This is a genomic window from Streptomyces griseoflavus (assembly GCF_014649995.1).
GTDB lineage: Bacteria > Actinomycetota > Actinomycetes > Streptomycetales > Streptomycetaceae > Streptomyces > Streptomyces griseoflavus.
In genome coordinates this window covers 271,317-290,085 of record NZ_BMUC01000002.1, presented here as the reverse complement: position 1 = coordinate 290,085, position 18,769 = coordinate 271,317, and the positions used below count along the sequence as shown (strand labels likewise).

Genomic DNA, 18,769 nt, shown 5'->3' with positions numbered 1-18,769 from the left:
CCGACGGTGTGACCGAGCACCGGACGGCGCGGGAGGTCACGGTCGTGACTTCATGGCTGCGTGTAATGGGGGCGACGGTTGTCCTGGGGGCGGGGGCGGCGCTGATGCCGCACGGCCCTGCCGCGGGGCCCGCCTTCGCGGTGACGGGGACGCCCGTGGTGTACAGGGCCTCACAGGCCGACGGGAGTCCCGTGACCCGTTCCCCGTCGTCCTCTCCCCGCTCCTCCGTCCCGTCGGCGTCGACGGCGTCGTCCGCGTCGCCGACCCCGGCGTCGCCGTCCGAACGGCCGTCACGGGCCGGGGACCGGCCGGACGAGGGGCGGGAACGACCCGACGAGAGCCGGGACCGGCCGGACGAAGGGCGGGAACGGCCCGGGCGGCACGAACCGGGCGAGGATCCCCGGGGCCGGGAGTCCCGGGAGCGGGAGGAACGGGGCGGGGAGGACGACGGGGACGCCCGCGACAGAACCGCCCACCCGGACTCCCACCCCGGCCTGTCCCGCCCGGGGGAGAGGGAGGCGGGGTCCCGGACGCCCGCAGGTGACGGTCCGCGGGAGGCGTCCACCTCCCCGGCGGCCGTCCCGGTTCCCTCCCCCTCGGCGCCCTCCGCACCGGACGCGGCCGCGAGCGCCGAGCCCGTCCTGCGGATCCTGCCGCTCGGCAGCGGACTGGTCCTCATCGGCCTCGGCCTGGGACTCGCCTTCGTCGCCCTGCGCATGCGCCAGGCCTGACCACCGCCCGCACGGCCCGTCCCGTTCCCGGGCGGTAACCGGCTCCGGCGGGAGGTCGCGACGTACGGCCGGGAGCCGCACCGGCCCCGGTGCGGCTCCCCCCAGGCCCGTGCCGCCGCCCGGGTCAGTCCGTCGTGACCAGCAGGACCTTGCCGATGTGGCCGCTCTCCTCCACGACCCGGTGGGCGGCGGCCGCCTCCGGCATCGGGATCTCGCGGTCGATGACGGGACGCACCCGGCCCGTGGCGACGAGCGGCCAGACGTGTTCCCGTACGGCCGCCACGATCGCCGCCTTCTCCGCGGCCGGGCGGGCCCGCAGCGAGGTCGCGCTGATCGCGGCGCGCTTGGTCAGGAGGGCGCCGATGTTCAGCTCGCCCTTGGCCCCGCCCTGCATGCCGATGATCGCGAGCCGGCCGTTGACCGCGAGGGCCTGGACGTTGCGGTCCAGGTACTTGGCGCCCATGTTGTCGAGGATGACGTCCGCGCCCGCTCCGCCGGTGGTCTGCCTCAGCTCCTCGACGAAGTCCTGCTCCCGGTAGTTGATCAGGATGTCGGCACCGAGTTCCGCACAGCGCTCCAGCTTCTCCGCGGTGCCGGCCGTGACCGCGACCTTCGCGCCGACGGCCTTGGCCAGCTGGATCGCCATGGTGCCGATGCCGCTGGAACCCCCGTGCACCAGGAAGGTCTCGCCGGGGCGCAGATGGGCGACCATGAAGACGTTGGACCAGACCGTGCAGACGACCTCCGGGAGCGCCGCCGCCTGATCGACGGTGATCCCCTCGGGCACGGGCAGCAACTGCCCGGCCGGCACGGCGACCTTCTCGGCGTAGCCGCCGCCCGCGAGCAGGGCGCAGACCTCGTCGCCGACGGCCCAGCCGCTCACCCCGGGACCGAGCGCGGCGATCCGTCCGGAGCATTCCAGACCGGGGTAGGGGGACGCGCCGGGCGGGGGATTGTAGAAGCCCTGCCGCTGGAGGATGTCGGCCCGGTTGACGGCCCCGGCCACCACCTCGACCAGGACCTCCCCCTCGCCGGCCACCGGATCGGGAACCTCCTCCCACACCAGCGCCTCGGGCCCACCGGGTTCGGGAATCGTGATCGCATGCATGAGGGGACGGTACCCCCGGGCACGCCCGCGCCACGGGCACCGCCGGTGGAAACCGTGTGCGGGACCGATGAGATTGCGCGACGGTGGGAGTCACTCCCTGCGTAGCCCGAGCACGCGGAAGGACCCAGCATGAGTACGCACACGTCCGGCCCGGCGATCGAGACCGTGGGCCTGGTCAAAACCTTCGGTGAGACGCGGGCCGTCGACGGGGTCGATCTGACCGTGCCCGCCGGCACGGTCTACGGCGTCCTCGGACCGAACGGCGCGGGCAAGACCACCACCGTGAAGATGCTCGCCACCCTGCTGCGCCCCGACGGCGGCGAGGCCCGGGTCTTCGGTCACGACGTCGTGCGCGAGGCCGACGAGGTACGCGGCCGGGTGAGCCTCACCGGCCAGTACGCGTCCGTGGACGAGGACCTCACCGGCACCGAGAACCTGGTTCTGCTGGCCCGGCTGCTCGGCCACCACAAGGCCACCGCCCGTACCCGCGCCGCCCAGCTGCTGGAGGCGTTCGGCCTCACGGAGGCGGCCGGGAAGCAGGTCAAGCACTACTCCGGCGGCATGCGGCGCCGCATCGACATCGCCGCGTCCATCCTCAACACCCCCGACCTGCTGTTCCTCGACGAGCCCACGACCGGTCTCGACCCGCGCAGCCGCAACCAGGTGTGGGACATCGTGCGGGCGGTCGTCGCCCAGGGCACGACCGTGCTGCTGACCACGCAGTACCTGGACGAGGCCGACCAGCTGGCGTCGCGGATCGCCGTCATCGACCGGGGCCGGGTGATCGCCGAGGGCACCAAGGGCGAGCTGAAGGCCTCCGTCGGTGCCGGCTCCGTCCACCTGCGGCTGCGGGACGCCGACCGGCGGCCCGAGGCCGAGCGGCTGCTGCGGGAGCTGCTGGTCGCGGAGGTGCAGCCGGAGCACGACCCGGTGGCCCTCACCGCCCGCCTCGGCGCGGCGACGAGCGACTCCGCCGCCGAGCAGGCGGCACGGGCGCTCGGCGAGCTGACCCGGGCCGGGATCACCGTCGACACCTTCTCCCTCGGACAGCCCAGCCTCGACGAGGTCTTCATGGCGCTGACCGGGCACGACGCCGGTCCGGACACCGGCACAGGCACCGGCACAGGCACCGGCACCGGCACCGACACCGACACGAAGGACGAGGTGGCGGCATGAGCACGGTCACCAGCACCGAGAGCAAGGACCTCGCGCCGGTCAGCACCGAGTCGCTGGCCGCCCTGCTGGTCACCAGGGAACGCCCGCCGCGCCCCAGCTCACTGTCCACGTCCCTGACCTTCGGCTGGCGCGCCATGCTGAAGATCAAGCACGTGCCGGAGCAGCTCTTCGACGTCACCGCCTTCCCGATCATGAACCTGCTGATGTTCACGTACCTCTTCGGCGGTGCGCTGGCGGGCTCTCCCGACGACTACATCCAGTTCGTCCTGCCGGGCATCCTGGTGATGTCGGTCGTGATGATCACGATGTACACCGGGGTCTCGGTGAACATCGACATCGAGAAGGGCGTCTTCGACCGGTTCCGCTCGCTGCCCATCTGGCGGCCCTCGGCCATGGTCGGCTACCTGCTCGGCGACGCGCTGCGCTACTCCATCGCGTCCGTGGTCATGCTCGCCATGGGGCTGCTGCTCGGATACCGGGCGGAGGGCGGCTTCGTCGGCGTGGTCGCCGGGATCGCGCTGCTGCTGGTCTTCTCGTTCGCCTTCTCGTGGATCTGGACCATGTTCGGCCTGATGCTGCGCACCGAGAAGTCGGTGATGAGCGTCAGCATGATGGTGATCTTCCCGCTCACCTTCCTGTCCAACGTCTTCGTCGACCCGCGCACCATGCCGGGCTGGCTCCAGGCGTTCGTCAACAACAGCCCCGTCACCCACCTGGCGTCCTCGGTGCGCGGTCTGATGGCCGGCGACTGGCCGGCCGACGAGATCGCCTGGACGCTGGGCTGGGCCGGACTGTTCGTGGCGGTCTTCGGCCCGGTCACCATGCGGCTCTACAACCGCAAGTGACCGGACCGGGGCCCGCCCGGCCGCGAAGGGCGGGCCTCAGGTCCAGGGGAGCGGACGGGTGTCGGGTGTCCGATGATGATCTGCCGTGCCCGGTACACCTCGGCCCGTTTCAGCACCTCACTGCGCGTGGCGTCGCCTATGACGCCCGCGAAACCGTCCGCCGTGGCCGCCTCGATGGCCTTCGCGCTGGGATCGACCACCACGACCTGCTCCTTGCGGAGCCCTGTCGCACAGACCGTCTTGATCGCGGACCGTCCCTTGGTCCCGAACCCGACGACAACGGTGTGATCGCGCAAGGTGGACCTCCAGCGGTTCAGTCGCCACTCCTCCCGGGTGCGTTCGGTGAGGGCCTCGAGGGTGGTGCCGACCAGGATGATCAGGAACAGCACGCGCAGCGGCGTGATGACGAAGATGTTGGTCAGCCGGGCGGCGTCGCTGACCGGTGTGATGTCGCCGTACCCGGTGGTGGAGAGGGTGACGGTCGCATAGTAGAACGCGTCCAAGAGGTCGATGGAGCCGTCGGCGTTGTCGTTGTACCCGCCGCGGTCGGCGTACACGACGAACGCCGTCACCACGAGCACCACCAAGGCCATCGACAGGCGTTTGGCGACCTGGCGGATCGGATGCTCCACCAGCTTCCTCGGGAGTTTCACCCGATGGGTCACCAGATGTTCGTCCGCCTGACGGGCGATGGCGTCCTGGCCCGGAAGTTTCACGTGAAACACACCCCGATTCCCCCGGACGCCCAGGGCAGGTCGAGCAGTTCCGCCTCCGCACCGGGTCCCGAACCGCCGGGGGGTACGACGGCGAGCGCATCGGCCGCCGCGACACCGCGCAGCATGGCCGGACCGTTGTAGAGCAGCGGCACCGCCCGGTCGCCGCGCAGGGCGACGGGAATGAGCCGGGTGTCGTACGGATGCCCCTGCACACCGTCCCGCAGCGGCAGCGTGTACGGCTCCGGTGCGGGACGGGCCGCGAGGGTCCGCAGCAGGGGCTCGGCGAGGGTGAGCAGGCCGGAGACGGCGGCCAGAGGGTTGCCGGGCAGACCGACGAGGAACTGGCCGTCCGTGACGCGGGCCAGGAGCATCGGGTGGCCGGGGCGCACCTGGACGCCGTCCACGAGGAGTTCGGCGCCGATGCGGCGCAGCGTGGGGTGCACATGGTCGACCGGACCGGCGGCGGTCCCGCCGGTGGTGACGACGACCTCGGCATCGCAGTCGGTGATCGCGTCGTGCAGCGCCTGTTCGTCGTCGCCGACCCGGCGCACGTCGCTGACCTCCGCGCCCAGGGCGCGCAGCCAGGGCGGCAGCAACGGGCCGAGGGCGTCCCGGATCAGCCCGTCGTGCGGCAGTCCCTCGCCGAGCAGTTCGTCACCGAGGACGAACACGGCGACACGAGGGCGGGGAACCGCCATGAGCGTGTCGTATCCGGCGGCGGCAGCCATGCCCAGGACGGGCGGGGTCACCAGGGTGCCCACGGGCAGAAGTTGGTCACCGCTGCGGCACTCCTGACCACGGGGGCGGATGTCCTGGCCGTGGGAGACGGTGTGCGGAGGCCGGTCGGCGGCGGTGGCGTGCAGCCGGCCCCTGCCGTCGGTGCGGCCGTGCTCGCTGCGGAGCACGGCGGTGGTGTCCGGGGGGACCCGGGCGCCGGTGGCGATCCGGACGGCCTCGCCGTCGGTGAGCGGCGCGTGCTCGGTGTGCCCGGCGAGCACCCCCTCCTCCCGTACGTCCCAGGGGCCGGGGCCGGAGACCGCCCAGCCGTCCATCGCCGAGGTGTCGAAGGAGGGCAGGTCGGTGAGGGCGGTGAGGGGGGTGGCCAGGGTGAGACCGAGGGCGGAGGCGAGGGGGACGGCGACCGGGGCCGGAAGGCCGGTACGGCCCCGGGCGCCGTGCCGCGGGGCGCGTGCGGCGATGGCCCGGGCGTCGGACCAGGCGGTGGCGCGGTGGTGCGGGTGGTTCGCGCCGCCGCCGTGCTCGCCGGGAGAGCGGCCGGGTAGGTCGGAGCGGCCGGAGCGTGTGTTCACGAGGGCGAGCGCCTCCTCGACGTCGAGGTCGTCGGCGTCCTCGCCGGCCCGGGTGCCGTGCGCGGTCATCCCGCGTCCGGGCGGGCTTCGGGGGCCGCGTCGGGTGTGGTGCCGGCGGACCGGGTGTCGGTGGAGGGGGAGTCGGTGGAGGCGGAGGGAGCGTCGGCGGAGGCAGAGGGGGAGGGGGAGGGGGCGTCGGCGGAGGGGGCGTCCTCGTCCGCCCAGCGCAGCGCGAGCGCCACGGCCTTGCGGGTCGCCTCGGCGACGGCCTCGCGGTCGCCGCCCGCCCGCGCGGCCGCGTAACCGACGAGGAAGGTGGTCAGCGGTGCGGCGGGCCTGGCCACCCCGTGGGCGGCGTCACGGGCGAGGTCGAGCAGCGCGCCGGTGTCGACGTCCAGGTCGATGCCCAGCTCGTCCTTGACTGCGGAGATCCATTCGTCCAACACGTGTCCATGCTCCCTGATGCGTGCCCTGGCAGTGGCGATGTCGTCCCAGGTGTCGCAGTCGAAGGACGCCACCGGGCCGGAGATGCGGGTGAGGTCGAGGGCGCCGGTCAGCCGGCGCAGGGGGAGCCCGGTCAGGGCGCCGTGCCGGCCGGTCAGCGCGGTCAGTTCCCGGCGCAGGGACGCGGCCCGGTAGGCGGCGACGAGCGGCTGGTCGCGGCCGTCGGAGTCGGTCAGCAGCACGCCGTCGGCCGTACCGCCGCCGAGGGGCGTGAGCAGCGCCGCGACGGTGCGGCGGTCGAGGAACGGCAGGTCGGCGGAGAGCAGGACGACGAGGTCGGCCGTGGTGTGCCGGAGCCCGGCGTCGAGCGCGGCGAGGGGCCCGCCGCCCGGGGGTTCCTCGCGGGCCCAGGTCACGGGGCGCGCGGTGCGGCGGGGGTCGGCGACCACCACCGTGGTGCGGGCGTCGGCGCAGGCCGTCAGGACCCGGTCGAGCAGGGCCCGTCCGCCGACGCGCACGCCGGGTTTGTCGGCGCCCCCGAGCCGGCGGGCGGCGCCGCCGGCCAGTACGACGGCGTCGTAGACGGCGCCGGATCCCGGGGAGGCGCTGCCCGAGGGTTCACCTGAGGGACCGCGCGGCGGATCACCGGGCGGCTGGTACTCGGTCACCCCCCGAGTATGCGTGCCCCCGCGATCACGGAGAATGCGGGGGCACGCGGACACGGCGGGGAGCCCGGCAGGAAGCCCGGCGGGAGGGGAGCGGACTCAGAGCGTCCGCAGCAGCACCGCCGGTTGTTCCACGCAGTCCGCCACGTAGCGCAGGAAGCCTCCCGCCGTCCCGCCGTCGCAGACCCGGTGGTCGAAGGTGAACGAGAGCTGCACGACCTGCCGCACCGCCAGCTCGCCCTCGTGCACCCACGGCTTGGGGACGATGCGGCCGACACCGAGCATGGCGGCCTCGGGGTGGTTGATGATCGGCGTGGAGCCGTCGACGCCGAACACGCCGTAGTTGTTCAGCGTGAAGGTGCCGCCGGTGAGTTCCGCGGGTGTCAGCGTCCCGGCCCGCGCCGCCTCGGTGAGCCGGGCGAACTCGGCCGTCAGGGACTCGGCGTCGCGGGTGTGCGCGTCACGGACGACGGGAACGACGAGGCCGCGGTCGGTCTGCGCGGCGAAACCGAGGTGCACGCCGCCGTGCCGGACGATCTCCCTGGCTTCCGTGTCCACCGAGGCGTTGAGCTCGGGGAAGCGGGCGAGCGCGGCGGTGCAGATCCGGGCCAGCAGGGCGAGCACGGAGATCTTCGGACCACCGGAGGCGTTCATCGCGGCGCGCGTGCGCATCAGTTCGGTGGCGTCGGCGTCCACCCAGCAGGTCGCGTCCGGTATCTCGGTGCGGCTGCGGGAGAGCTTGTCGGCGACGGCACCGCGGATGCCCTTGAGCGGGACGCGGGTGACGGCCGGCCCGTCCGGGGCGGCGGCCGGCACGCCCGCCGGGGCGGCCTGCGTCCGCTGTGCGCCGGCCGTCGCCTCGGTACGGCCCTGGGTGGCGGCGGCCCGCAGCGCGTACTCCACGTCGGCCCGCAGGATCAGTCCGTCGGGTCCGGATCCGGTCATCTCCCGCAGGTCCAGGCCGTTCTGCCGGGCCAGCCTGCGCACCAGGGGGGAGATCACGGGGACGGGGCCGTCGGGGACGGCCCGGGATGCGGCGGAGGGGGCGGCCGAGGGCTCCGAGGGCGTGGCCGTCCCGTTCACGGCACGGGCCGCGGGTGCGGCGGGCGTCGTCCGCCCCGGGCGCACCCGGCGGCGGCGGGCCGGGGCCTCGGAGGTGCCGTAGCCGACCAGGACGTTGCCGGAGCCCTCGCCGGCCGGAGTCCGGCCGGCCGCATCCGCGGAGTGCGCGGCGTCCACGGGGGCCGCGGCGTCCGCGCCACCGCCCGTGCGGCCCTCGGCCGTCTCCCCCACCGCCACGGTCAGCAGCGGAGCGCCGACGGGCAGTTCCGTGCCCTCGGCGCCGAAGCGGGCGGTGACCACACCGCCGTAGGGGCAGGGCACCTCCACCATCGCCTTGGCCGTCTCGACCTCCACGACCGGCTGGTCCACGACGACGACGTCGCCGACCTCGACCAGCCAGCGCACGATCTCCGCCTCGGTGAGCCCCTCACCGAGGTCGGGCAGCTTGAACTCCAGCACCTGTGCCATCAGCTCTCGGCCTCCCACTGCAGGCGCCCCACGGCGTCCAGGATCCGGTCCACACCGGGCAGGTGGTGACGCTCCAGCATCGGCGGCGGGTACGGCAGGTCGAACCCGGCCACCCGCAGCACCGGCGCCTCCAGGTGGTGGAAGCAGCGCTCCGTGACCCGGGCCGCGATCTCCCCGCCCGGGCCGCCGAAGCCGCCCGACTCGTGGACGACCACCGCGCGTCCCGTCCGCCGTACCGAGGCGCACACCGTCTCGTCGTCGAACGGCACCAGGGAGCGCAGATCGACGACCTCGAGGTCCCAGCCCTCGGCCCGGGCCGCCTCGGCCGCCTCCATGGAGACGGGTACGGACGGCCCGTAGGTGATGAGCGTGGCGCTCCGGCCGGAGCGCCGCACCACCGCACGGCCTATCGGTTCAACGGCCGTCGGCTCCTCGGGGTTCCAGGCGTCCTTCGACCAGTAGAGCCGCTTGGGCTCCAGGAAGACGACCGGGTCGTCGGAGGCGATGGAGGCCCGCAGCAGCCCGTAGGCGTCCGCGACGGTCGCGGGCGTGACGACATGGAGCCCCGGAGTCGCCATGTAGTACGCCTCGGAGGAGTCGCTGTGGTGTTCGACGCCGCCGATGCCGCCGCCGTAGGGCACGCGGATGGTGATCGGCAGGGGCATCTTCCCGCGCGTGCGGTTGCGCGTCTTCGCCACGTGGGAGAGGAGCTGCTCGAACGCCGGGTAGGCGAACGCGTCGAACTGCATCTCCACCACCGGGCGCAGCCCGTACATGGCCATGCCCACCGCCGTGCCCAGGATGCCCGCCTCGGCCAGCGGCGTGTCCGTGCAGCGGTCCTCGCCGAACTCCTTGGCGAGTCCGTCGGTGATCCGGAAGACACCGCCGAGGGTGCCGACGTCCTCGCCCATGACGTGCACGGACGGGTCGGCGGCCATGGCGTCGCGCATCGCGCGCGTGAGGGCCTGCGCCATGGTGGCCGGTTTGACGGCGACGGTGGTCATGCCTGCGTCCCTTCCGGTTCGGCCTCGGCCGCCAGCTCGGCCCGCAGCTGCTCCCGCTGCTCCAGCAGCTGGGGGGTCGGCTCGGCGTAGACGTGCGCGAAGAGGTCCATGGGGTCGAGCGCGGGGTCCTGGTTCATGCGGGCCCGCAGGTCGGCGGCCATGGTCTCGGCGTCCTGGCGGACGCTCTCGGCGGCGGCCTCGTCGAGCAGTCCGCGCCCGGTCAGCTCGCGCTCCAGGAGCGCGATCGGGTCGTGCCGCCTCCAGGTCTCCACCTCGGCGTCGCCCCGGTAGCGGGTCGCGTCGTCGGCGTTGGTGTGGGCCTCCACGCGGTACGTGATCGCCTCGACCAGCGTCGGGCCGCCCCCCGCCCGGGCGCGGCGCACGGCGTCGGCGAGGACCTCGTGCACGGCGGCGGCGTCGTTGCCGTCGACCAGGCGGCCGGGCATGCCGTAGCCGACGGCCTTGTGGGCCAGCGACGGTGCCGCCGTCTGCTTGGCGAGCGGTACCGAGATCGCGAAGCCGTTGTTCTGCACGAGGAAGACCACCGGGGCCTGCCAGACGGCGGCGAAGTTCAGCGCCTCGTGGAAGTCGCCCTCGCTGGTGCCGCCGTCGCCGACCATGGCGAGCGCGACCACGTCGTCGCCCTTGAGGCGGGCGGCGTGCGCGAGACCGACGGCGTGCGGGAGCTGGGTGGCGAGCGGGGTGCTCAGCGGGGCCACCCGGTGCTCGTGGGGGTCGTAGCCGGTGTGCCAGTCACCGCGCAGCAGGGTGAGGGCCTCCACCGGGTCCACACCGCGCGCGACGACGGCGAGGGTGTCGCGGTAGCTCGGGAAGAGCCAGTCGCGCTCCTCCAGTACGAGGGCGGCGGCGACCTCACAGGCCTCCTGGCCGGTGCTGGAGGGGTAGACCGCGAGACGGCCCTGCTTGGTGAGGGCGGTGGCCTGCGCGTTGTAGCGGCGGCCCTTCACCAGCTCCGCGTACAGCCGGCGCAGCAGCTCCGGGTCCGCCCCGGCGGCCGCCTCGGTGCCGAGCACGCGGTACGGCTCCGCGTCGGGCAGCAGCGGCGCGGGGTCGGTACGGGGCTGCCAGGCGGGCGGCGGGGTCGGCCGGTAGGCCCCCCGCTGCTCCATGACCGTCATGACGGCACCTCCTCGTGGGAAGACGGAGGCGCGGCGTCTGTGACGCGCCTCACCAACCGATTGTTCGGTCGCCGGCACATTTTGGCTACGGGTGGCACCAGGCTGTGGACAAACGGTTCTCCACAGCATGGGATGGATGCAGGACGTCCACGGCGGAGAGGTGGGGGCGGGTGGCATCTGAACAAATGGCCGAGGGCCAGGAGGGCACCGGGCCGCTGCCTCCCGCGCGTCCCCTGGACGCGATCGACCAGGACATCCTGCGCATGCTCCAGGCGGACGGCCGCGCCTCCATACGCTCGGTGGCCGAACGGGTGCACGTCTCCCGCGCGAACGCGTACGCGCGGATCAACCGGCTCGTCGAGGACGGCGTGATCCGGGGCTTCGGGGCCCGCGTCGACCACGAGCGGGCCGGTCACGGGACGTCCGCGTACATCACCCTGAAGATCGTCCAGAACACCTGGCGCACGGTCCGCGAGCAGCTCAGGCAGCTCCCCGGCGCCTCGCACATCGCGCTGGTCGGCGGGGACTTCGACGTGCTGCTGCTGGTGCACACGCCGGACAACCGGACGCTGCGCGAGCTGGTGCTGACCCGGCTCCAGGCGATCCCGGAGGTGCTGAGCACGCGCACCCTGCTGGTGTTCGAGGAGGAGGACCTCGAACCGCAGGGGTGAGGGCCGCAGGGGTGAGGGCCGCAGGGGTGAGGGCCGCAGGGGTGAGGGCCGCAGGGGCCGCAGCGGCCGGAGGGCCGCCGGGGTGCAGGGAGTCGTCACCGGCCCTGGGGCCCGGCCGGGACGCCCCCGGGCCTCAGCCCGCCTTGCGCAGCCCGCCGAAGGCCAGCTGCGCCACCGCGTCGGCCACCTCGCGCTCGTTCATGCCGCGCCCGTCCGGCCGGTACCACTCCACGATGGAGTTGATCATCCCGAAGACCAGGCGGGTCACCAGGCGCACCTCTATGTCCTCGCGCACGTCCCCGTCGGCCGCCGCCGCCTTCAGCAGCCCGGCCACCCGGTGGTCGAACTCGCGCCGCCGCTCCAGCGCCCACCGCTCGGTGTCCGTGTTGCCGCGCACCCGCAGCAGCAGCGTCACGTAGGGCAGCTCGGCGATCAGCACCTCGACCATGCGCCGGACGACGTACTCCAGCCGCTCGGCGGCGCGGCCGGTGCGCGCCCGCTCCTCCTCGAGGATCGCGAAGAGCCCGTCCAGGGCCCGGCTCACCGCGCGGCGCAGCAGTTCCTCCTTGCCGGCCACGTGGTGGTAGATCGACGACTTGGAGATGCCGGCCGCCTTGGAGAGGTGCTCCATGGACGTGCCGTCGTAGCCGCGCTCGTTGAACACCTGCACGGCCACGGACAGCAGCGTCTCCGGGGTGTACGTGTCGCGCTTGGCGGTGGTCATGCGGTGTCCTCCCGCTTGTCGGGGGTGGCGCACGCGTACTGGTAGAGCGCGAGGGACGGCGCGTAACGGCCGGAGGGGTCGATCTCGTGCATCTCCTCCAGCAGGTCGCCGGCCCAGCCCCGGCCGAGGCGGCGGCTCCACTCGAAGGGGCCCAGGGGGTAGTTCACGCCCAGTCGCATCGCGGTGTCGACGTCCTCCTCGGTGGCGACGCCCTTGGCGACGGCGTCGACCGCGAGGTCGATGATCCGCGCCACCGTCCGCGCGACGATCATGCCGGGGACGTCCCCGATGACGCTGACCTTCTTGCCGAGTGCCTGGAACAGGCCGGTGGCCTCGGCGACGGTCCGCGCGGAGGTGTCCCGGCAGTGGGACAGGGCGACGCGCGGGGCGGTGCGGTAGTCGAGGGCGAGGTCGAAGTAGACGACGTCGAGGAACTCCACGGACGCCTGACCGTCGGCGAGCACCAGCTGGCCGCCGCCGGGCAGCACCAGCCGGGTGCCGTTGTCCTCGTCCCGCTCGCGCACCTCGATGCCGGCCTCGCGGATCAGGGCGAGCAGCTCCGCCGCGGGCCCCAGGTCGCCCTCGGCGATCACGTACGCGGGCGGTTCGGCGGGCTCGGCGGTGTGCGGCTCGGGGCGCTCGGCGCCGTCGGCGTAGTCGTACCAGCCCCGGCCGGTCTTGCGGCCGAGGCGGCCGGACTCGACCAGCCGGCGCTGGGCCAGGGACGGGGTGAAGCGCACGTCCTGGAAGAAGGATCGCCACACCGAGTGGGTGACGGACTCGTTGACGTCCTGGCCGATGAGGTCGGTGAGCTCGAAGGCGCCCATCCGGAAGCCGCCGGACTCGCGCAGGACCGCGTCGACGGTGGCCGGGTCGGCGCCCTGGGACTCGTACACCGCGAAGGCCTCGGCGTAGAAGGGCCGGGCGATCCGGTTGACGATGAAGCCGGGGGTGTCGGCGGAGGCGACGGGCGTCTTGCCCCAGGCGCGGGCCGTCTCGTAGGCACGGGTGGCGCTGGTGACGTCGGTGGCGAACCCGGAGACGACCTCGACCAGCGGCAGCAGCGGCGCGGGGTTGAAGAAGTGCAGGCCCACGAAGCGGCCGGGCATCCGCAGGGCACCGCCGATCGCCGTGACCGACAGGGAGGAGGTGTTGGTGGCGAGGAGGCAGTCGTCGGAGACGATGTCCTCCAGCGCCCGGAACAGCTCCTGCTTGACGTCGAGGCGCTCGACGACGGCCTCGACGACCAGGGAGCAACCGGCGAGAGCGGCGAGTTCGCCGACGGGCCGGAGCCGGGAGCGCGCGGCGTCCCGATCGGTGGCGGTGAGGCGCTCCTTCTCCACCAGCCGGTCCAGCCGGGCGCCGATCGCGTCGGCCGCCTGACGTGCCTGCCCCGGGACGGCGTCGTACAGCCGGACGGGATGGCCCGCGACCAGCGCGACCTGGGCGATTCCCTGGCCCATGGTGCCGGTGCCGACCACGGCCACGGGACTGCTGAGGTCGAGTGCTGTCATGTGCGCGATCCTCCCGCACGGGGTTTTCCACGGATGCGGCGGACCCCCTTGTCCCGACCGATCGTTCGGTTACTCTAACTCTGACCGCCCGATCCTGACTACGTTTCCGCACAGGTCCATGAGCTCGACGAAGAGTTCCTGAGACGAGGAGTTGGTCCCGCATGGCCGCCGAACTCACGGCGCACGAGCTGATCGCCCGCCACCGTCCCACCCTGGACCAGGCGCTGGAAGCGATCCGCACGCGCGCGTACTGGTCCCCGCACCCCGAGCACCCCAAGGCCTACGGGGAGAACGGCAGCCTGGACATGGCGGCGGGCAAGGCCGCCTTCGACGCCCTGCTCGGCACCCGCCTCGACCTCGGCCAGCCGGGCACGGACGGCTGGGTGGACGGCGAGACCTCCCCGTACGGCGTCGAGCTGGGCGTGAGCTACCCGCACGCAAACCCGGACGAGCTGCTGCCCGCCATGAGGGCCGGGATGCGCGCCTGGCGCGACGCGGGCGCGGAGACCCGCGCGGTGGTCTGCCTGGAGATCCTCAAGCGGATCAGCGACCGGACGATGGAGTTCGCCCAGGCGGTCATGCACACCTCCGGCCAGGCGTTCATGATGGCGTTCCAGGCCGGCGGCCCGCACGCGCAGGACCGCGGCATGGAGGCGGTCGCCTACGCGTACGTGGAGCAGATCCGCACGCCGGACACGGCGGAGTGGACCAAGCCGCAGGGCAAGCGCGACCCGCTCGCGCTCACCAAGCGGTTCGTCCCGGTCCCGCGCGGCATCGGCCTGGTCATCGGCTGCAACACCTTCCCGACGTGGAACGGCTACCCGGGCCTGTTCGCCTCCCTCGCCACGGGCAACGCGGTCCTGGTCAAGCCGCACCCCCGCGCGGTGCTGCCGCTCGCGCTCACCGTCCAGGTCGCCCGCCAGGTGCTCACCGAGGCCGGTTTCGACGCGAACCTGGTGGCGCTGGCCGCCGAGCGGCCCGGCGAGGGCATCGCCAAGAGCCTCGCCACCCGCCCGGAGATCCGGATCATCGACTACACCGGCTCCACCGGCTTCGGCGACTGGCTGGAGTCCCACGCCCGGCAGGCGCAGGTGTACACGGAGAAGGCCGGCGTCAACACGGTGATCGTGGAGTCGACCGCCGACTACCGGGGGATGCTGTCCAACCTGGCGTTCTCCCTCTCCCTGTACAGCGGCCAGATGTGCACCACCCCGCAGAACCTGCTCGTCCCGCGCGAGGGCATCGCCACCGACCAGGGCCCCAAGTCGTTCGACGAGGTCGCCGCCGACCTGGCGCAGGCCGTCGACGGTCTGCTCGGCGACGACGCGCGGGCCAACGCGCTGCTCGGCGCGATCGTCAACCCGGACGTCAAGGCCCGCCTGGAGGCCGCCGCCGGGCTCGGCGAGGTCGTCCTCGCCTCCCGCGAGATCACCCACCCGGAGTTCCCGGGCGCGGTGGTGCGCACGCCGGTGATCGTGAAGCTGGACGGTTCCAAGCCGGACGCCGAGGCCGCGTACATGAGCGAGTGCTTCGGCCCGGTCTCCTTCGCCGTCGCCGTCGACTCGGCCGACCACGCGGCCGAGCTGCTGCGGCGCACGATCCGGGAGAAGGGCGCCATGACGGTCGGCGCCTACACGACCTCCCCGGAGGTCGAGGAGACGGTGCGGGAGGTCTGCCTGGAGGAGGCCGCCCAGCTCTCCCTGAACCTCACGGGCGGGGTGTACGTCAACCAGACGGCCGCCTTCTCCGACTTCCACGGCTCCGGCGGCAACCCGGCGGCCAACGCCGCCCTGTGCGACGGCGCGTTCGTGGCCAACCGGTTCCGGGTGGTCGAGGTGCGCCGGGAGGCGTAACCCTCCTACGCCGACGGGCCCCCGGTGGCGCTCCAGTGGTACAGCGTCATGGCCACACTGGTGGCGAGGTTGTAGCTGGAGACCTGGGGGCGCATCGGCAGCGCCACCAGGTGGTCGGCCCGCGCGCGCAGCTCCGCCGACAGTCCGCTGCGTTCGGAACCGAAGGCGAGCAGCGCGTCGTCCGGCAGCCTCAGCGCGCGGATGTCCTCGCCTTCGGGGTCGAGCGCGAAGACCGGCCCCGGCGGCAGCTCCCGCACGGTCAGCCGTTCCACGGCGGTGGCGAAGTGCAGTCCCGCCCCGCCGCGCACGACGGTGGGGTGCCAGGGGTCGAGCGTGCCGGTGGTGACGACGCCGGTCGCCCCGAAACCGGCGGCCAGCCGGATCACCGCTCCGGCGTTGCCGAGGTTGCGCGGGTTGTCGAGGACCACCACGGGAGCGGTGCGCGGGGTGTGCGCCAGCTTCTCCAGGTTGCCCGCCCGGGAGGGGCGCCCGGCCAGGGCCGCGACGGCGGTGGGGTGCGGGCGGGGCACCAGCGAGGCGTACGTCCCATGCGGCACCTCGGTCAGCAGCGACGCCAGCGGCTCCCGCACGTCGGCGGCCAGTTCGTCGGCGAGCGCGAGCACCCCGGCCCGGTCCGCCGTGAGCGCCATGCACACCTCGGCCCCGAAGCGCACGGCGTGCTTGAGCGCGTGGAAGCCGTCGAGCAGGACGGCGTCCTCGGTCAGGCGGTGCCAGGCGGACACGGTGCCGGCGGGGTCCTCGGGTCCCGTGGTGCGGGCGGGGTCGGTCATGGCGTGCAGCCTACGTGCGCGGGGCCGGCACTCCGCCGGGCACCGGATCCGGCGCCCGGCCGGCCGGGGAGTCGGCGGGGGGCCGCGGCCCCGGGAGGGACGTCCCGCCCCGGCGCGGGCGCGGTCCTCCCCGGACCCGTGCCGTCAGACCGCCCAGACGGCGCAGGAAGGACGTCGGCAGGAACACCGCGTCGGCCGCGATCATCGCCAGGGAGAAGAAGGGCAGCCCGAGTACCACGGCGATCACCGCGTGCTCGAGGATCATGAAGCTCAGCAGGACGTTCTTGACCCGCCGGTTGAACAGGGTGAAGGGGAAGGCGACCTGCACGGCGACCGTCACGTAGGTCACCAGCATCACCATGGTGCCGCTGGCGGACATCAGGTCCGCGAGGGCCGGCCAGGGGGAGAAGTACTCCAGGTGGAGCGGGTAGTAGACGGCCGTGCCGTCCTGCCAGCGGGAGCCCTGGACCTTGTACCAGCCGGCCGTGGCGTAGATCAGACACGCCTCCGCCATGATCACCAGCAGCGCGCCGTTGTGCACGATGTTCGCGACGACGTCCAGCAGGATCCGCGGCTGGCCCGACCCGGCGCGGCGCCCGGCCAGCCACCACAGCGCCTGCGCGGACCACACGGCCCACAGCAGCACCGGTATGAAGCGGTCGCCCTCCGTCCGGCCCGCGAGCGTCGCGAGGAGCAGCGCGAAACCGAGCACCCCCCACAGGGCGGGACCGACCCGGTCGCGCGGCCGGTCCCCGCGGGCGCGTGCCCGCGCCGCACGGCGGGCGCGCCGCGCGTCCAGCGACCAGACCTGGCCGCAGCGGGTGAAGACCAGGTAGATCGCCATCAGGTGCAGGACGTTGTCGCCGCCGTCGCCCATGAAGACGCTGCGGTTCTGCAGCGTCAGCACGCCGACCATGAACAGCACCGACATGGTGCGGGTGCGCCAGCCCAGCAGCAACAGCAGGCTCCACAGCACGGCCAGCGCGTAGACGGCCTCGAACCACACCTGGCTGTCGGACCAGAGCAGCACGGTGAAGGCGTCGTTCGTCGCGACGAGCTGCTCGGCGAGCTGCCAGCTCCACGGGCCGTCGGGCCCGTACAGCTCCTGGCGGTGGGGGAACTCGCGCAGCAGGAACAGCAGCCAGGTCAGGCTGAAGCCGATGCGGATCACGGCGGTCTGGTACGGGCCCAGCGGAGAGTCGGTGACGCGGGCGATGCCCCGGGAGAGAGCCAGCGAGAAGCGGTTCATCCGATGCCTCCCCGGGTCTCGTCCTCGGGCAGGGTCCACCAGGGCAGGACGCGGTACACGGGCTTGTCGGAGATCTTCTCCTCGCTCCAGTCCGGCGGCGGGATGTTCGTGGTGCGGGAGCGGACCTGGACGCGCTCGACGGCACCGTCCGCGCCGGCGGCGTCCGCGCGGTCCAGGCGCATCGCGGTGATCCGGCGCAGGTACGCCTCGGACAGCGCCCCGCGCAGGCCCACCGGCCGGTTGTCGTCGTCGTGCGTCGAGACGAAGAAGTCCCAGGCGCGGCGCAGCTCGTTCTGCTGGGTGTGGCTGGGCAGCGGATTGCCGTCGATGGCCCGGCCGTCCCGCGCGGACAGGTCGTACCAGCCGGTGGTCCGTGACGCGCCGTCCGCGGTGCGGATCTCGGCGCGCACCTGGACGGAGACGTTCTGCTGGAGGGGGTTGGGCGCGAACAGCTTCCAGTTCTGCTCGAACTCCGGGTAGATCCAGTTCTCGATCGTCTCGCGGTGCTGCTTGCTGACCGTGTTCGCGGGCGCCACGTGCAGGAACGTCATGCCGAGGTGCACACAGATCCCGACGGCGACGACCGCGAGCGCCAGTGCGGCGCCGATCTGGTAGCGCAGGGAGAGGGCGGCCACACCGGTACGGGGCTCGGCGGGCGGGGCGGTCACGGGGCCGGGGCCCGTCTCGGGGTCGGGGTCGGTCTTGGGGTCAGGGTCGGTCTCGGGGTCGGGACCCGTCTCCGGGTCGGGACCGGTCTCCGGGTCGGCAGCCGGGTCAGGGCCGGGGCCGGGGCCGGGGACCGTGCCGGGGGAGTGCGGCGCGGGTGGTCCGTCCGGCTCGTCGTCGGGGGCGGACGCAGGGGTGTCGGAAGCCGGGGGCGGGGCGTCGGGGGCGGGCCGGTGCGCCGGGGTCGCGGGCACGGCGGGGCGCGGGTCCCGGCCGGCGCCCTCCCCCGCGGGCCCGCGGCGGGCGTCCGAGCCCTTGTCGTACGCGTTCATTCCGCCCCGATCCACCGATCCCGGTCCGTCACTGCTTCCACCGCGGCCGCGGGGCCGGTCCCCCGCCGCCCGCCCGCGCCGTCGCTCCGCCGCGTCGCACGGAACGGTACTCAGCGCGGGACCCCCGGGCACAGTCCCCCTGGTCCCCCCGTCGCGTGGCCGCCGCCACACGGCGCCCGGGCCCTGTCGTCCCCGAGCGGCACCCGCAGGTTATCCACAGCGGTTGACACCTCGCGGCGCCCGTCCCACCATGGAATCGCACGAACCGAACGATTGGTCGGGAGCGTGCTCCGGGAAGCAT

General features: G+C 73.6%; 16 protein-coding genes and 1 pseudogene. 5 read left to right on the top strand and 12 right to left on the bottom strand.

What is annotated here, in order from left to right; translation table 11 throughout:
• Nucleotides 1-191 precede the first annotated feature (191 nt).
• Complete coding sequence (locus IE172_RS07150) at nt 192-731, top strand: hypothetical protein (RefSeq protein ID WP_190096524.1); 540 nt, start codon at nt 192-194, stop codon at nt 729-731.
• Between the two features lie 124 nt (nt 732-855).
• Here the strand turns inward: IE172_RS07150 and IE172_RS07145 are convergent, their stop codons facing one another.
• On the bottom strand, nt 856-1,839 hold the full coding sequence (locus tag IE172_RS07145) for an NAD(P)H-quinone oxidoreductase (protein WP_190096234.1): 984 nt from the start codon (nt 1,837-1,839) through the stop codon (nt 856-858).
• A gap of 129 nt (nt 1,840-1,968) precedes the next feature.
• On the opposite strand from IE172_RS07145, the gene IE172_RS07140 reads away from it, so the two are divergent.
• Both IE172_RS07140 and IE172_RS07135 read left to right on the top strand, forming a co-directional pair.
• Nucleotides 1,969-3,015 carry an ATP-binding cassette domain-containing protein gene (locus tag IE172_RS07140; protein WP_190096233.1) on the top strand — a complete coding sequence of 349 codons (1,047 nt, stop codon included), beginning with the start codon at nt 1,969-1,971 and terminating at the stop codon, nt 3,013-3,015.
• Nucleotides 3,012-3,860, top strand: coding sequence for an ABC transporter permease (locus tag IE172_RS07135; protein WP_190096232.1), 849 nt, complete (start codon nt 3,012-3,014; stop codon nt 3,858-3,860). The genes IE172_RS07140 and IE172_RS07135 overlap by 4 nt, the downstream gene beginning before the upstream one ends.
• Nucleotides 3,861-3,931: 71 nt before the next feature.
• On the opposite strand, the pseudogene IE172_RS07130 reads toward IE172_RS07135, so the two are convergent.
• From IE172_RS07130 to pdhA, 6 genes and pseudogenes are all read right to left on the bottom strand, one after another.
• Nucleotides 3,932-4,576: pseudogene (locus IE172_RS07130) on the bottom strand (potassium channel family protein); the annotation flags it as partial.
• A complete protein-coding gene (locus tag IE172_RS07125) occupies nt 4,573-5,955 on the bottom strand; it encodes a molybdopterin molybdotransferase MoeA (protein ID WP_190096231.1) in 1,383 nt (460 codons plus the stop codon). The gene IE172_RS07125 and the pseudogene IE172_RS07130, both read right to left, overlap by 4 nt.
• Nucleotides 5,952-6,998: an NTP transferase domain-containing protein gene (locus IE172_RS07120; protein WP_190096230.1), complete on the bottom strand. Its 1,047-nt coding sequence runs from the start codon at nt 6,996-6,998 to the stop codon at nt 5,952-5,954. Before IE172_RS07120 ends, IE172_RS07125 begins: the two co-directional genes overlap by 4 nt.
• Nucleotides 6,999-7,094: 96 nt before the next feature.
• On the bottom strand, nt 7,095-8,525 hold the full coding sequence (locus IE172_RS07115; protein ID WP_190096229.1) for a dihydrolipoamide acetyltransferase family protein: 1,431 nt from the start codon (nt 8,523-8,525) through the stop codon (nt 7,095-7,097).
• Nucleotides 8,525-9,529, bottom strand: coding sequence for an alpha-ketoacid dehydrogenase subunit beta (locus IE172_RS07110; RefSeq protein ID WP_190096228.1), 1,005 nt, complete (start codon nt 9,527-9,529; stop codon nt 8,525-8,527). Before IE172_RS07110 ends, IE172_RS07115 begins: the two co-directional genes overlap by 1 nt.
• On the bottom strand, nt 9,526-10,668 hold the full coding sequence (gene pdhA, locus IE172_RS07105) for a pyruvate dehydrogenase (acetyl-transferring) E1 component subunit alpha (RefSeq protein WP_190096227.1): 1,143 nt from the start codon (nt 10,666-10,668) through the stop codon (nt 9,526-9,528). The genes IE172_RS07110 and pdhA overlap by 4 nt, the downstream gene beginning before the upstream one ends.
• Before the next feature lie 185 nt (nt 10,669-10,853).
• On the opposite strand from pdhA, the gene IE172_RS07100 reads away from it, so the two are divergent.
• Entirely contained in the window at nt 10,854-11,339 is a 486-nt protein-coding gene (locus IE172_RS07100; RefSeq protein WP_190096499.1) for an Lrp/AsnC family transcriptional regulator, read from the top strand.
• A gap of 133 nt (nt 11,340-11,472) precedes the next feature.
• On the opposite strand, the gene IE172_RS07095 is transcribed toward IE172_RS07100, so the two are convergent.
• Both IE172_RS07095 and IE172_RS07090 read right to left on the bottom strand, forming a co-directional pair.
• Nucleotides 11,473-12,063: a TetR/AcrR family transcriptional regulator gene (locus tag IE172_RS07095; RefSeq protein WP_190096226.1), complete on the bottom strand. Its 591-nt coding sequence runs from the start codon at nt 12,061-12,063 to the stop codon at nt 11,473-11,475.
• Nucleotides 12,060-13,577 carry a 3-hydroxyacyl-CoA dehydrogenase gene (locus IE172_RS07090; RefSeq protein ID WP_190096225.1) on the bottom strand — a complete coding sequence of 506 codons (1,518 nt, stop codon included), beginning with the start codon at nt 13,575-13,577 and terminating at the stop codon, nt 12,060-12,062. The genes IE172_RS07095 and IE172_RS07090 overlap by 4 nt, the downstream gene beginning before the upstream one ends.
• A gap of 161 nt (nt 13,578-13,738) precedes the next feature.
• On the opposite strand from IE172_RS07090, the gene paaN reads away from it, so the two are divergent.
• On the top strand, nt 13,739-15,430 hold the full coding sequence (gene paaN / locus IE172_RS07085) for a phenylacetic acid degradation protein PaaN (RefSeq protein ID WP_190096224.1): 1,692 nt from the start codon (nt 13,739-13,741) through the stop codon (nt 15,428-15,430).
• Nucleotides 15,431-15,435: 5 nt separating this feature from the next.
• Here the strand turns inward: paaN and IE172_RS07080 are convergent, their stop codons facing one another.
• From IE172_RS07080 to IE172_RS07070, 3 genes are read right to left on the bottom strand one after another with little or no spacing between them, the layout of a single operon-like run.
• On the bottom strand, nt 15,436-16,221 hold the full coding sequence (locus IE172_RS07080) for a TrmH family RNA methyltransferase (RefSeq protein ID WP_190096223.1): 786 nt from the start codon (nt 16,219-16,221) through the stop codon (nt 15,436-15,438).
• Between the two features lie 10 nt (nt 16,222-16,231).
• Nucleotides 16,232-17,470, bottom strand: coding sequence for an HTTM domain-containing protein (locus tag IE172_RS07075; RefSeq protein WP_190096222.1), 1,239 nt, complete (start codon nt 17,468-17,470; stop codon nt 16,232-16,234).
• Nucleotides 17,467-18,468, bottom strand: coding sequence for a DUF5819 family protein (locus IE172_RS07070; protein ID WP_229885840.1), 1,002 nt, complete (start codon nt 18,466-18,468; stop codon nt 17,467-17,469). Before IE172_RS07070 ends, IE172_RS07075 begins: the two co-directional genes overlap by 4 nt.
• Nucleotides 18,469-18,769 lie beyond the last annotated feature (301 nt).